This is a genomic window from Peribacillus huizhouensis (assembly GCF_014138605.1).
Classification (GTDB): domain Bacteria; phylum Bacillota; class Bacilli; order Bacillales; family DSM-1321; genus Peribacillus; species Peribacillus huizhouensis.
The window spans coordinates 35,142-49,393 of record NZ_JACJHX010000013.1; the positions used below are offsets into that span (position 1 = coordinate 35,142).

14 protein-coding genes and 1 riboswitch are annotated in these 14,252 nt (G+C 35.8%); all 14 genes read left to right on the top strand.

The window, feature by feature from the left end; all coding sequences use genetic code 11:
• Nucleotides 1–183 precede the first annotated feature (183 nt).
• The 14 genes from HNP81_RS17300 to HNP81_RS17365 all read left to right on the top strand — a co-directional run bounded on the left by HNP81_RS17300 (nucleotide 184) and on the right by HNP81_RS17365 (nucleotide 14,199).
• Nucleotides 184–744 (top strand): sugar O-acetyltransferase, encoded by a 561-nt coding sequence (locus tag HNP81_RS17300; protein ID WP_182503493.1) that lies wholly within the window; start codon nucleotides 184–186, stop codon nucleotides 742–744.
• Nucleotides 745–827: 83 nt separating this feature from the next.
• Nucleotides 828–1,880 carry an ROK family transcriptional regulator gene (locus tag HNP81_RS17305; protein ID WP_182503425.1) on the top strand — a complete coding sequence of 351 codons (1,053 nt, stop codon included), beginning with the start codon at nucleotides 828–830 and terminating at the stop codon, nucleotides 1,878–1,880.
• A gap of 63 nt (nucleotides 1,881–1,943) precedes the next feature.
• On the top strand, nucleotides 1,944–3,164 hold the full coding sequence (locus HNP81_RS17310; protein WP_182503494.1) for an MFS transporter: 1,221 nt from the start codon (nucleotides 1,944–1,946) through the stop codon (nucleotides 3,162–3,164).
• Between the two features lie 240 nt (nucleotides 3,165–3,404).
• Nucleotides 3,405–3,785: a VOC family protein gene (locus HNP81_RS17315; protein WP_028390896.1), complete on the top strand. Its 381-nt coding sequence runs from the start codon at nucleotides 3,405–3,407 to the stop codon at nucleotides 3,783–3,785.
• 296 nt (nucleotides 3,786–4,081) lie between these two features.
• A complete protein-coding gene (locus HNP81_RS17320) occupies nucleotides 4,082–4,471 on the top strand; it encodes an iron chaperone (RefSeq protein WP_182503426.1) in 390 nt (129 codons plus the stop codon).
• Between the two features lie 364 nt (nucleotides 4,472–4,835).
• Nucleotides 4,836–4,964: riboswitch (TPP riboswitch) on the top strand.
• A 335-nt stretch (nucleotides 4,965–5,299) separates the two neighbouring features.
• Complete coding sequence (locus HNP81_RS17325; protein WP_182503427.1) at nucleotides 5,300–5,911, top strand: thiamine phosphate synthase; 612 nt, start codon at nucleotides 5,300–5,302, stop codon at nucleotides 5,909–5,911.
• Nucleotides 5,912–5,914: 3 nt separating this feature from the next.
• Complete coding sequence (gene thiO, locus HNP81_RS17330) at nucleotides 5,915–7,033, top strand: glycine oxidase ThiO (protein ID WP_182503428.1); 1,119 nt, start codon at nucleotides 5,915–5,917, stop codon at nucleotides 7,031–7,033.
• Nucleotides 7,034–7,044: 11 nt separating this feature from the next.
• On the top strand, nucleotides 7,045–7,248 hold the full coding sequence (gene thiS / locus HNP81_RS17335) for a sulfur carrier protein ThiS (protein WP_028390900.1): 204 nt from the start codon (nucleotides 7,045–7,047) through the stop codon (nucleotides 7,246–7,248).
• A gap of 1 nt (nucleotide 7,249) precedes the next feature.
• Entirely contained in the window at nucleotides 7,250–8,017 is a 768-nt protein-coding gene (locus HNP81_RS17340) for a thiazole synthase (protein WP_028390901.1), read from the top strand.
• The gene (locus tag HNP81_RS17345) at nucleotides 8,014–9,033 is read left to right on the top strand and encodes a thiazole biosynthesis adenylyltransferase ThiF (protein ID WP_182503429.1); all 1,020 of its coding nucleotides are present in this window, start codon (nucleotides 8,014–8,016) and stop codon (nucleotides 9,031–9,033) included. Before HNP81_RS17340 ends, HNP81_RS17345 begins: the two co-directional genes overlap by 4 nt.
• Before the next feature lie 128 nt (nucleotides 9,034–9,161).
• The gene (locus HNP81_RS17350; protein ID WP_182503430.1) at nucleotides 9,162–9,464 is read left to right on the top strand and encodes a VOC family protein; all 303 of its coding nucleotides are present in this window, start codon (nucleotides 9,162–9,164) and stop codon (nucleotides 9,462–9,464) included.
• A gap of 263 nt (nucleotides 9,465–9,727) precedes the next feature.
• Nucleotides 9,728–10,435 (top strand): DNA alkylation repair protein, encoded by a 708-nt coding sequence (locus HNP81_RS17355; RefSeq protein ID WP_182503431.1) that lies wholly within the window; start codon nucleotides 9,728–9,730, stop codon nucleotides 10,433–10,435.
• Nucleotides 10,436–10,652: 217 nt separating this feature from the next.
• The gene (locus tag HNP81_RS17360) at nucleotides 10,653–11,042 is read left to right on the top strand and encodes a VOC family protein (RefSeq protein ID WP_182503432.1); all 390 of its coding nucleotides are present in this window, start codon (nucleotides 10,653–10,655) and stop codon (nucleotides 11,040–11,042) included.
• Nucleotides 11,043–11,622: 580 nt separating this feature from the next.
• Complete coding sequence (locus HNP81_RS17365; protein ID WP_182503433.1) at nucleotides 11,623–14,199, top strand: DEAD/DEAH box helicase; 2,577 nt, start codon at nucleotides 11,623–11,625, stop codon at nucleotides 14,197–14,199.
• The last annotated feature ends 53 nt before the right edge of the window (nucleotides 14,200–14,252 follow it).

The window sequence follows — 14,252 nt, forward strand, 5'->3', positions numbered from 1 at the left end:
ATTGCTATGATGGTATGGATAAATAAATTTGCTTTTTTACCAACAATTAGTGGGTAAGCATGGTATTATAAAGACACTTATTAAATCATTTTAATAAGTGTCTTTATTAAGTTGAAGAACTTTAAGTAAGAATGATTTGTACTATCACTTGCAATATAAAAATTTTATTAGGAGCTGAATATCATAAAAACAGAAAAAGAAAAAATGTTGAACGGTGAATTGTATAATGCTGCAGACACTGAATTAATTAGAGAGCGATTGGATGCTCGAAGGCTAACTAGATTATACAATCAAACCATAGAAACAGAGGCAAGCGAGCGTACGGAATTATTAAAGGAACTTCTTGGTTCAACTGGTGATCATTTAATCATTGAACCAAATTTCAAATGTGATTATGGATATAATATCCATGTTGGCGAAAACTTTTATGCAAACTTTGATTGTGTGATATTAGATGTTTGTGAAGTTCGAATAGGGGATAACTGTTTCATTGCTCCAGGCGTTCATATTTATACGGCTGCACATCCATTGAATCCACATGAACGAATTGCAGGACCAGAATTCGGTAAAGCTGTTACGATTGGTAATAACGTTTGGATTGGTGGTAGAGCTATTATCAATCCAGGTATTCGTGTTGGAAATAATGTGGTTATTGCATCAGGTGCCGTCGTAACGAAAGATGTACCTGATAATGTAGTAGTAGGTGGGAATCCCGCAAAAATTATTAAACAAATTGAAGCTTAATATGTTACAAGATATAAATCATTAATTTCTAGCAAATTCACAGTAGTAGCACAAATAACTCATTTAAGAAGCTGGTGAACATAATGGATGAACGATTTGCTACACCAAAATCAATGAAAAAGGTCATTCTTCGTGTAATACGGACAACGCTGTTACAGCTTGGTAGTGCTACAAAAGTAGAACTTAGCAAGCTGTTAGGAATTAGCTTTCCCACAGTCAGCAAGATAATTGCTCAAATGGAACGAGATGGTGAGGTTTATGAAATCGGATTAGATGACTCTAGTGGAGGAAGAAGAGCAAAACGATATGAATTTAATCCAGAGCATATGCTTGGTCTGGCTGTTTTTTTAGAGGAAAATGAAACAGTTTACGCAGTTTTTAATTGTGTTGGGGAAGTGAAAGAACACGGAACTAGAGCAAGCGTATTCCAAGATGCTTTCAATTCGTTGACAGAGTTATTACATAATATCCTATTAGAATTTCCGAAAATCACTTCAATCGCGATTGGTGTACCTGGTGCTGTCAATAACGGAAGAATCTTTCATATCCCTAATTATCAAAGTTTCCATGACTTTGAATTGAAAACATACTTTGAGGATCTGTTTTCGATACCTGTTGTTGTAGAAAATGACATGAATGCTGCAGTTCTAGGGTTTCAAAAAAGGAGTGGGGGAGAGGATAAACAATCGCTTGTATATTTGTATTCCGGGAAAAATGGCCCAGGAGCTGGGATTCTTATTAATGGTGACGTTGTACGTGGAAGTACATTTTTTACTGGTGAAATTTCGTTCATGCCATTGTATGATAACCAGAATTTCCATCAAGCCATGTACCAGGGAAACAAGAAGAATACAGAGAACCCTACAATTCATGAGAAACATGAGATTCAAGCTATTAGTCGCTTAATAGCTTCTCTTGTAGCCATTATTAATCCTCATACTGTCATTTTTTCAAAAGAGGAAATGAATCAGACAGTACTAAATCGAATTGCGATAGAAAGTGCTAAGTATGTACCAAAAGAACATCTTCCTGAGTTTATTATGAGTGATTGGAAACAAGACTATCTTCATGGATTGCAGCGACTTGCTATTGAACGGATGATTACTGGTATTCGGATAGTTGATGAATTAGAGTGAGCAAAAAACACAAAGTTTAAACTATACAATGATTAAATGAAAAATACAGGGGTGGGACTTATTATAGCTACTATATTTTTAGTAATCATATATATGGCGTTTATTAGCTTAGGTTTGCCAGATTCTATGTTAGGCGTTGCATGGCCGGTGATGCAATCAGATTTTGGGCAACCACTTGAAATTGCAGGCTTGCTTTTCATGGTAATTGCAGGCGGTACAATTATTTCAAGTTTAGCAAGCGGACCTGTTATTAAGCGGATGGGAACAGGTAATGTTACTTTAATTAGTGTATTTATGACTGCCATTGCACTATTAGGGTTTTCTTTTTCACCATCGCTCATATGGCTTTTTATATGCGCTGTTCCACTCGGCTTAGGTGCAGGGGCAGTCGATGCAGGATTAAACAACTATGTTGCTACACACTATAAAGCACATCATATGAGTTGGTTACATTGTTTCTGGGGAGTTGGCGCTTCTCTTGGACCGATTATAATGTCCCAGTTTATCACCACTCAAAATTCTTGGCGACATGGATATGTTGCCATTGCAGTTATTCAGTTTGCGTTGGTTTTACTCCTCTTTTTTACTCTTCCATTATGGAAACGAGTAGCACTAAGAAGTCATGGTGATTTTAGTGAAGAACAGGATAACAAAAGAATTGTTTCTCCTGATGAAACTACGTTGAAGAATGTGAAACCTTTACAAATTAAAGGTGTAAAGTTTGCGCTCGTTTCTTTTTTATTTTATTCCGCTGTGGAAGCAACCATTGGGTTGTGGGGAAGTAGCTTTCTTGTAAATGTTAAGGGCATATCAGTAGCAGTGGCAGCTCAATGGGTTTCCTTATACTACGCTGGGATCACAGTAGGAAGATTAATTACAGGATTTATTACCTTGAAGGTGAGTAACCGTATTCTTATTCGTACAGGACAGATTATAGCATTAATTGGAGCTACTTTTCTTTTAATGCCCTTGCCAACTAACTTTTCACTTGTAGGGTTTATTTTGATTGGCTTAGGATTGGCACCGATTTTTCCATGTATGTTACATGAAACACCTGCCCGTTTTGGAAAAGAACATTCTCAGTCTATTATGGGCTATCAAATGGCAATTGCCTATACAGGGAGTACTTTTTTGCCACCTATTCTTGGAATGATTGTTTCGTATTCCACAATGGAAATTTTCCCATTTTTTATTGTCGTGTACATAATCACTATGCTTCTTGGATCAGAAAAAGTAAATGCCTTAATGAAATTACGACTGTATGAAAAAAATGTTAATGCTTGATTATATGAATACTAGTCTATGTATGAATGACTTATAATCTATTAAGTAGTCAATATTTTCATAACTAGTGATGGTTTATTCATTGGACAACTTATCACCTTTCTTACATGGGCATAATGCAGTCAATAACTTTGTTTTTTGGTATAATCATTTAGTAGTTATATTTGCGAAAGAATAATGGAATGCTCTAAGGTATAAATAATCAATATTATCTGAACTTGTAGGAATGGAGAGAAGCAAATGATTAAAAAAGTTGGTCAAATTATGTTATATGTAAATAACCAAGATGATGCATTAAAATTTTGGACAGAAAAAGTAGGGTTTAGTAAAATTTCTGAAGAAGACAATGGACAAGGATTGAGATGGATTGAAATTGCTCCAACAAAAGAAGCTGAAACGAGTTTCGTTCTCCATAACAAGGAATTCATTGCTAAAATGCAGCCGGAATTAAATCTACAAACACCATCAATAATGTTTTATTCGGAAAACCTGGATACATTATATAAAGACTTTTCCGATAATAATATCAAAGTCGGAGAAATTGTAAGTATGCCTTCTGGTAGAGTTTTTAACTTTGCTGATAATGAAGAAAATTACTTTGCGATTATGGAAAAAAAGTGAACATAAAAAACTAACACCTCTAAAATACTAATTTTAGAGGTGTTAGTGTGGAACAACATTAAAACTTTTTTAATACCGTCCTTAATTGGACGGTTCTTTGTATTAATATAATATAACTTTGATACTGTCTTTTTTATTGAAAACGTGATAAAAGGATGTAAACTATAACTGATTCTTTTTGCATTCTGATTATAGGAAATTTTAGCGATGTGGCAAAGTGATAACGAGATTGATAAACGATAAATAAGAGCAAAATCAACTTGATCTAAGACTTACCATTATTGAAAGGAGAAATTATGAAAGCCCAAAAAACTACGTTTAAATCGATTGATGAATACATTGTGCAATTTCCTCTAGAGGTCCAGGAAATATTAAAAAAATTAAGAGAAGTAATAAAAGAGACTGCACCGGATGCAGAAGAAAAAATTAGTTATCAAATGCCTACATTTGTTTTACATAAAAATCTCGTGCATTTCGCTGCCTATAAAAATCACATCGGGTTCTATCCAACTTCTAGTGGAATTGCTGCTTTTAAACATGAATTATCCGAATATAAAGGAGCAAAAGGGTCTGTACAGTTTCAGATTGACAAACCGTTGCCTTATGAACTAATTAAACAGATCGTTAAATTTAGAATTGCTGAGAATATAAAGCAAGCAGAAGACAAATTGAAAAAGAAGAAATAATTTAAAAAATTCCGGTTGGGATAATTGAAATGGATAAATAAAAAAACGGGTACTGAATCTAATAGAGAATTTCCTTTTAAGAATATTAAATTTGCGTTCAGATAATAGCTTACTTTTAGTTAAAAAAGCAAAGTCGAAATAATATCTGTAGTTAGGAATAAATTAAGGGTAGTTTAACAAGTAATAAATGTCAGTCATAGATAGTCAAAATGCCGCTATATTTCTTGTTATCAGAGAACGAAACTTTTGTGGTATTTGATTCGGCTTTTTTAGTTTACTTAGATTATGTAATAAATTATATTTTAAATTATTTGACAATTAACTTAATAATGGTACTATAGATGAAAATAAACTAAATATTAACATATACCACTAGGGGTGCTTTACTGGTAAAGAACAATATTACCGAAAAAGCTGAGATTAAAGTATTGCTTTAAGACCCTTAGAACTTGATCTGGTTTATACCAGCGTAGGGAAGTGGTGGCGTCGAAAATAGGTTTGTGTATTTTATTAAGACCAGCCACTTTCTTTATGAATTTAGAGAAAGTGGCTTTTTTATTTTGTTTAACACTTTGATACAGATAACGATTAGGGGGGATTTGCCCGTAACTGACTTTGTATTGTTAGTATGTAGCATAATTTGGTCCAGTTTTTTATGAAAATATTAGTTAGTCGAGGCTCAGTTTTTTGTATATTTGTAAGAAATAGAATGATGAAACAACCCTTTATCCTATGTGGTAGACGTTAGTAGTTGTTGCACATGATTTTGTTTTCAATTATTAACTTATTAGTTCACGAAAATTGGATTTTCTGTTAAGGAGTTTTTTTATGAGTGTACCTGAATTGCATATTATTTCTACTGGTAAGCAGCAAATTACAAAGTTCGTTGAGATTGCATCTGAAATTCATGAGTATATTGATTTCATCCATCTTAGAGAAAAGCATATGAGTGCAGCACAACTCTATCAAGCTGTAACTTTGTTATGTGAAAGGAATATACCGCTCTCTAAAATCATTGTGAATGACAGAGTAGATGTAGCATGGAGCCAGCAAGCTTATGGTGTCCAGTTAGCGTTTCATAGTTTAGATGTCAGCGTTGTAAAACAAGCATTCCCAGGAATTCGAGTGGGGCGTTCTATTCATTCCTTTGATGAAGCACAAACTGTTTTTGAAAAAGGAGCAGACTTCGCAATTTATGGACACGTTTTTCCTACCAATTCCAAATCAGGTTTACCACCTAAAGGTGTAGAAGAACTTAAAGAGATCACGATGAATATGAAACTACCAATTATTGCAATTGGCGGGATTACACCTTCCAATAGTGAACTATTAATTAATGCTGGAGCAAAAGGGATAGCTGTAATGTCTGGTGTATTGGATGCAAAGAGTCCAGTTCAGGCTGTTAAAGAATATTGCAGGTCGTTAGGGAAGGGGAGATAAGTTGTGAGATCCATATACGATGCAATTGTTGTAGGTGGTGGCGTTATTGGGGGATCGATTGCTTATCATTTAGCTAAAAGAGGTAAACAAGTTCTTCTGTTAGAAAAAGATCGACTTGCTTGTCAGGCATCTAGTGCAGCTGCAGGAATGTTAGGGGCACAAGCGGAGCTAAGCGCAAGTAACCCTCTTTTACCATTAGCAAAAAAGAGCAGGGAGATGTTTCCAACACTTTCAGCTGAATTAAAAGAATTCTCAGGGATCGATATTGAATTCATAAACAAGGGATTGTTAAAGGTAGCACTGACAAACGAGCAAGAAACAGAGTTAAAGAACTTGATAAATAGCCAAAGTTGGACAGGAGAGGAAGAGTGGCTTTCGACCACTGAAATTAAAAAAATAGAGCCACTCATATCTGATGATATTAGAGGTGCTATGTATATTCCTCGAGATGGTCAAGTCTCGCCATATCATCTTTCAATAGCATTTGCAAAATCAGCTGCTATGCTTGGGGCAGAAATTAAGGAATTCATCCAAGTGAGAGATTTATTGTTCGAGGATAACCGAGTAAAAGGAGTTTACACGAATGAAGGGGAATTTTTTAGTGAAAATGTCATTGTAGCAAGTGGAACATGGAGCAAATTTCTACTTGAGAAGGTTGGGGTCAAAATTGATACATATCCAATAAAAGGGGAATGTTTCTCGATTATGACACATCGTCCATTGCTTGAAAAAACGATTTTTTCTCATGGATGCTATTTAGTACCTAAAATTGGCGGGAGAATAATCGTTGGTGCAACAGAGAAGCCACATACGTTCGACCAAAGAGTAAGCATCGATGGTATTTCAGCATTAATGGAAAAAGCAAAGCGTTTACTCCCGGCTATTAAAGACACAGAGTTCGAACGAGCATGGGCTGGGCTCCGCCCCCAAACTGGGGATGGTCTTCCTTATATAGACGAACATCCAGAATTTCATGGACTATTTATTGCAACGGGTCACTATCGAAATGGAATACTCCTATCTCCGATTACGGGCCAAATTGTTGCAGATTTAGTAGAAAGAAACGCTTCATCTGAATGCTCTGCATTTCGAGTGGATCGTACATATCAAATAAATTATTAGGGGTGTAAGGATTGGAAATAGTTATTAATGGTGAAAAATTAGAAATTCCTATTGATGTGGCAACTGTTTCAGAGCTTTTGCAACATTATGGCTTAAATCAAAAAGTCGTGATTGTAGAATTAAACAATGAAATATTAGAAAAAGGAAATCACCAAGAAACACTTTTGTCAAACGGAGACAGAGTGGAAATGGTACATTTTGTAGGAGGCGGATGATATGTTGAGAATAGGACCTTTTGAATTTTCTTCAAGATTATTATTAGGAACTGGGAAGTATCCAAATTTCGATGTTCAAAAGAAAGCAGTAGATGTTTCGGAAGCGGAAATTTTAACGTTTGCTGTTCGGAGAATGAATATTTTCGAAGCAAGCCAACCGAATTTTTTAGAAAACCTCGATCTTAAAAAATATACATTACTTCCAAATACAGCAGGCGCCAAAACAGCAAAAGAGGCGGTTCGGATTGCAAAACTGGCTAAAGCATCAGGACTTTGTGACATGATAAAAGTAGAACTGATTGGTTGTCAAAAAACATTATTACCTGACCCAATTGAAACAATAAAGGCATCAGAAGAGTTGGTAAAAGAAGGATTTATTGTTTTACCATATACTTCAGATGATGTTGTCCTAGCGAAACATTTAGAAGATTTAGGCTGTCACGCGATTATGCCCGGAGCTTCGCCAATTGGGTCTGGACAAGGAATAATGAATCCTCTTAACCTACGATTTATTATTGAACAGACCACAGTTCCTGTTATTATCGATGCTGGAATCGGCACTCCTTCAGATGCTGCAATTGCCATGGAATTGGGGGCAGATGGAGTTCTTCTAAACACGGCTGTATCTGGGGCCAAAGATCCAATCAAAATGGCAGAGGCAATGAAGCTTGCGATTAAAGCTGGCCGACTTGGGTTCGAAGCAGGAAGAATCGCGAGAAAAGAATATGGTCAAGCAAGCAGTCCGGTTGAAGGAATGAGCATTGGATGAGTGAACGCTATTCACGTCAAGAATTATTTACGCCCATTGGAGTAAAGGGACAAGAGAGAATTCGTAATAAACATGTTTTGATAATTGGTGCTGGAGCTTTAGGAACTGGAAGCGCAGAGAACTTAGTACGGGCAGGAATCGGATCGTTAACGATTGTCGACAGAGATTATGTGGAGTGGAGTAATTTACAAAGACAGCAGCTTTTTTGTGAAAACGATGCCAAAAAACGACTACCAAAAGCAATCGCTGCAAAGAACCGATTAAAATTATTGAATTCGGATGTAAACATTACATCGCTTATAGCGGATGTATCAGTTGAAGAATTAGAGCAACTCATTGACGGTGTAGATTTAATTATGGATGCTACCGATAATTTTGAAACAAGAATGATTATTAATGATATTTCACAAAAACACAATATACCTTGGATTTATGGTGCTTGCGTAGGAAGCTATGGAATCAGTTATACGATTATACCGAGGATAACACCTTGCTTACATTGTTTAATGGAGGACATCCCTTTGGGTGGCTTAACTTGTGATACGGCTGGAATTATAAGTCCTGTTGTGCAAACCGTTGTTGCTTATCAAACAGTAGAAGCGTTAAAAATCCTTGTGGAAGATTATGAAGCTCTAAGAAACAAAATTGTTTCATTTGATCTTTGGAAAAACGAACATTCAGCTATTCGTGTAGCGCATGTAAAAAAAGATTCCTGTCTATCATGCGGAACACACAGAACTTATCCATATTTATCATATCAAAATCGAACGAAAACAGCTGTATTTTGTGGTAGAGATTCCGTGCAGATTCGCCCGGCGGTAAAGACTGATAGAGACCTAGCACAACTTGAAAAAATCCTACTTGCACAAAAAGGTGAGATTGAAAGAAACCCATATTTACTTTCCTTCACAATTGGTTCTCATCGATTAGTTGTTTTTAAAGATGGTCGTGCTATGATTCATGGAACAAATGATATTTCTGTAGCAAAATCATTGTATCATCGTTATTTAAGTTGATTTTTGATAAATTTTTATATAATTTCCTAGTAATGATAAGGTATAGAGAAGAATTCAGCAATTATCACATAAGCAGAATGACTAATAAGTCATAGGTTGTACAATTCCTTTGATAAGCAACCATTTAGTTGCTCATAATTGATGTCAGCGGAGAATTTAGGTGGATTACGCTAGTCTCTCCCGAGGAGCATGATGGTATTGAGCTTTTGCTCGAACCCAATAGTCATCCAGCAGCCAAAGAGTACCAAAAGAAGCTATTTGAAGAAGGCTTACCTGTAACAATGTTTGGTGTTGAAGATGTTCGCAAAGAGTGCGATAGGTTATTGAATCACAGCGTGAAGTTTACTATAGAGCCGACAGAAATGGGCGAAGTCACAATAGCTGTCTTCGACGATACATGTGGAAACCTTATACAGATAATACAGAAGTAACTTTATGTAAAACCCTGTCCTAATTTTAGGACGGGGTTTAACGTGTTTAATGTTTAAATATAAATAATATTGTGAATTCTTCACTTAAACTAATGGGTGCTTCAGCAAGATATGCAGGTTGATTCGGCAACCTTTTCTTATTCTTATTCGACAAACGAAGCAGTTTACTTGGATAAGATTATGATAAAATTGAAAAGTATAGAAGACGAAAAAGAATATTACAATTAAATGTGTATTAATATTAAGGAAGGAATTACAAAACTATGGATTTCGAAACAGTTATGCGGGAGCTTGAATCTTTGGGCAAGGAACGAATGAAAAAAATGTACATATCCAATGGTGCACACGAGCCGCTTTTTGGCGTGGCTACAGGCGCTATGAAACCAATCGCAAAGAAAATAAAAATAAATCAACGTTTAGCTGAGGAGCTTTATGCTACTGGTAACTATGATGCAATGTATTTTGCAGGCATTATTGCAGACCCAAAAGCAATGACAGAGTCGGATTTTGATCGCTGGATGGATGCAGCATATTTTTATATGCTGTCCGATTATGTGGTAGCAGTAACATTATCTGAGTCAGATATTGCACAAGACGTTGCCGATAAATGGATTGCAAGCGGTCAGGAGCTGAGAATGTCAGCGGGATGGAGCTGTTACTGTTGGCTTTTAGGGAATCGCCCAGACAATGAATTTTCTGAAAGCAAGATTTCCAATATGCTCGATATTGTAAAAAATGCGATTCATGATTCGCCAGAACGAACGAAATCTGCTATGAATAATTTTCTATACACCGTGGGGATTTCATATTTACCACTAAATGAAAAGGCAATTGAGACCGCAACGGAAGTAGGTACAGTAGAAGTTAAGCGGGAAAAGAAAAAGAGCAGTTACCTAAACGCTAACGAAAGTATTCAAAAAGAAATTGATAAAGGAAAGCTAGGTTTCAAACGCAAATATGTAAGATGTTAAAATTTAGCTTTGCATAGAGGTGTTGATCCAAGAAGGATTGACGCTCTTTTTGTTGAAGTTACTGAACTAACGAAGTAGTTTGGTTGAAGAATGATTTTTGATTCTAGTTACCGAATTATTTAAATTACCAATCAAGATCCAGGTGCGGTGCGAGGGGTCATCTCAGTCACAAAACTACTAAGGTAAAAAAATTGCTAAAATGAAAGAAGTGAAGGTTTTGATTAAATATAAATGTCTCCATCATGTAAGTCTTTCTGTGACAAATTTGGAAAGAGCAAAAGAATTCTATGGTAAAATTTTATGTTTAAAAGAAATACAGCGTCCTGATTTTGATTTTCCAGGTGCTTGGTATGAAATAGAGGGACATCAACTTCACTTGATAGTTGATCCCTCTTCACAGACGATTCGTAAGGATAAAAGCTTATCTAGCAGAGAAGGTCACTTTGCCCTTCGAGTCGAGAACTACTATGACACTCTTAAATGGTTAAAACAGAATGAAGTTGAAATCCTTGAAAAACCAAATGGAAAAAGTGGATTCGCACAAATTTTCTGTGCTGACCCAGATGGTAATTTGATTGAACTAAATGTTTATCAAAAAGATCTATAAGTAGGTAAGATAAATAAGGATGCTATTCCTGGCACTTTTTTTATTGAACTTAACTGGAGCTTTTCTTTACTAGATCGTTCTTTCCAAAAAAAAATTCATTGATTAATCTTCAAGAATCGAATGTGTTAGTTGAAGAAACCAATGATTATTTATGATGGTGAAAATTTTGATGTTGTAGTAGTAAATGAGGTCATATATTGTACAAAAAGGATAGATGTAAGCAGGTTTTATCCCTGTTCATTTATCCTTTTCCATTTACCCTATATAATATGCGACCTTATAATTATAAGGTTCTGTAATTATCTTCTTGACTTTTAATGAAAAATGAGAACGAGGTAATGTGAGTTTGGATAAAAACTTTATTTTCATCTTATAAGAGTGAATCCTATCTAGGATGAACAATACCAACTTTCTTTAAAATCAAGCATTAGAGGCAAAAAATGATTTATAATAAGATAAAGTTCTTTTCTCTTATAAATAGCTGCAATACTTGGATAGCTGGTCTATAGCGGAGAATATTAATATAAAATATGTAAAATAGAATACAATAACATACTGTAAACTATCAAAGGGGTTCAACATGGGAAAATTAGAAGAAATATACCCGATTGCAATTGAGCAAACGAAACAAAAAATTGTACAAGATATGGATCGCTATTTAGAGGTACAAGAAATGCTTCCTGCTTGTGAGACATACATAACAGACAGATTATCCTATATCGAACAAATCTGGATAAATGTTTGGTTGAATAAAGCTTCAAATGATGTGCCAAGAAAAGAAAAGAAAGCATTTTTGAAAGCTAAGGGTTATGACACCGAAGGAGTAGCGCATAAGTTAATCAATAATATGTTTCGTAATGAGTTGCGAAACATTCAACCATTCGAGGCAATCCCTTGGATAAAACAATCTTTTTCTCAAAATCAGCAAGACTGGGAGCTGAGATATAGAAAAGCAAGGGAAACGTACTTCAAAAGACTGGAAGAACAAAGACAGGCTGAAGAGCGGTGGAAAGTAAGAGTCAAACTTCAAGAAACAGTTCGTGAATTTTTTGAAGAAAATACACTGATTTTATATTTGCATGTTCGTCATTATATAGCTGGAGTTTTAGCAGATGATCTTCAAAATAAACCGAAATACCACTATACCGAGCCTTATCTGCTTGAAGAACGGTTGGTGGAGCAAGGATCGTTTGACAGCACAGAGTATATCATGGTAACGGATTTTTTTGAAGAACTGACAGGTGATATTCATTCTCTATATATTTGGGGACGAAGTGAATTTGAATATGAAACATATTACTATCGCTACGAAAAAATGGTTTTGGAATTTATTACGGACATCGCACCTAAACTAGCAATGGAACACTTACCAAACATGTTACTTCAGGATTTCTCAAAAACTTATGGCGAAGAATTGACTGTAGTAGCTCTTAAAGGATTGCTGCGTGATGAATGGGCTGATTTATCTGAAGCCTGTTTTGATGAGCTTCAAGAAGAATATTTGGCTGATCTACTAAAACTTAGTGATATTCCTTTTGATAAAGTATTGCATCAAGAAATCTTTGAAAAGGATGAGGCTGAACGGGAGCGAAAAATAGCCGAAGAATTGGCGGAACAAGCACGAAGGAAAGAAGAAGAGAAAAGGATTATTGATGATATTTTTGGTATGGCTTTTACTCCAACATTAGGACAAAGTAAAAAATATGTATTACATATTGGTGAGACAAATACAGGGAAAACTCACCAAGCGCTGCAAAAAATGAAAAAAGCAAAAAGTGGTCTGTATCTTGCCCCGCTCAGACTTCTCGCACTTGAAGTGTATGAAAAGCTAAATATAGAAGGCGTTCATTGCTCATTAAAGACAGGTGAGGAAGAAAAACTAGTGGAAGGCGCAAGCCATATCTCCTCAACGGTCGAAATGTTCCATGAGAAGGACTATTATGATGTAGTCGTCATTGATGAAGCACAAATGATCGCAGATAAAGACCGTGGTTTCTCTTGGTATCGAGCCATTACGAAGGCGAATGCAAAAGAGGTCCACGTAATCGGGAGTAAGAATATCAAAATGATGCTTCTTGATCTTTTAGAAGAAGCCGATATTGAATTACACGAATATAGCCGAGAAATCCCCTTGGAAGTAGAATCGAGAGAGTTTAGTTTGAAAAATACGGAAAAAGGGGATGCCCTAGTTTGCTTTTCTAGAAGGCAAGTACTTGAAACAGCGTCCAGGCTACAACGAAGTGGACATAAAGTTAGTATGATATATGGAAGTATGCCGCCAGAAACTAGGAAAAAACAAATTGATCTGTTTAATAAAGGGAAAACATCCGTTGTTGTTGCGACAGATGCAATCGGAATGGGGCTAAACTTACCGATCCGCCGCATAGTATTTCTAGAGAATGAAAAATTTGATGGGATTAGAAGAAGAAGATTGACTTCCCAAGAAGTAAAACAAATTGCAGGGAGAGCGGGAAGAAAAGGTATTTATAATACAGGAAAAGTGGCATTTACGTCTGACATAAAAATCATGAAAAGTCTGCTAGAACAAATAGATGATCCAATACAGACTTTTGCGATAGCGCCAACCACTCCCGTATTTGAACGCTTTCAGAAGTATTACCGGCATATGGGCACATTTTTTGAAATGTGGCAGAAATTCGACCCGCCAAAAGGAACGCAAAAAGCATCTCTTTCAGAGGAGCGAGAACTTTATGAGCTGATTTGCGATACCGAAATCGAAGTTCGTTTTTCTTTAATGGATTTATACGGATTTCTCCACCTACCATTTTCAACAAAAGAATCAGCACTCGTTCGTCAGTGGCTAGACACAGTAAAAGCCATTGCAGAAGAAAGGGAACTTCCCGAACCGGTCATTAAAACGAGAAATCTAGAGGAACATGAACTTTCTTATAAAGCCATTGGTCTTCACCTTTTATTTTTGTACCGTTTAGATAGAAGAACTGAAGCTGTGTATTGGGAACGTGTTCGGGAAGAAATTAGCGATGGTGTTCAAGATCAATTAAAAGATGAAGTGATTAATTTTCAGAAAAAATGCAAGCGATGCGGTAAAAAGCTGCCGGATGATTCACGTTTTCCTATTTGCGAAGCTTGTTACCGTAGTGGGCAAAGACGAACATTTAGATCACATCATCGCTGAAATTAAACAGGTTAAAGATCTGATGAAAAGGTCCAAATAATAGTAGTTTAAAA

Coding starts and splice junctions, on each gene's coding strand:
- HNP81_RS17305 (WP_182503425.1), top strand. CDS start 828: ATGGATGAACGATTTGCTACACCAAAATCAATGAAAAAGGTCATTCTT.
- HNP81_RS17325 (WP_182503427.1), top strand. CDS start 5,300: ATGAGTGTACCTGAATTGCATATTATTTCTACTGGTAAGCAGCAAATT.
- HNP81_RS17340 (WP_028390901.1), top strand. CDS start 7,250: ATGTTGAGAATAGGACCTTTTGAATTTTCTTCAAGATTATTATTAGGA.
- HNP81_RS17315 (WP_028390896.1), top strand. CDS start 3,405: ATGATTAAAAAAGTTGGTCAAATTATGTTATATGTAAATAACCAAGAT.
- HNP81_RS17320 (WP_182503426.1), top strand. CDS start 4,082: ATGAAAGCCCAAAAAACTACGTTTAAATCGATTGATGAATACATTGTG.
- HNP81_RS17355 (WP_182503431.1), top strand. CDS start 9,728: ATGGATTTCGAAACAGTTATGCGGGAGCTTGAATCTTTGGGCAAGGAA.
- HNP81_RS17365 (WP_182503433.1), top strand. CDS start 11,623: ATGGGAAAATTAGAAGAAATATACCCGATTGCAATTGAGCAAACGAAA.
- HNP81_RS17345 (WP_182503429.1), top strand. CDS start 8,014: ATGAGTGAACGCTATTCACGTCAAGAATTATTTACGCCCATTGGAGTA.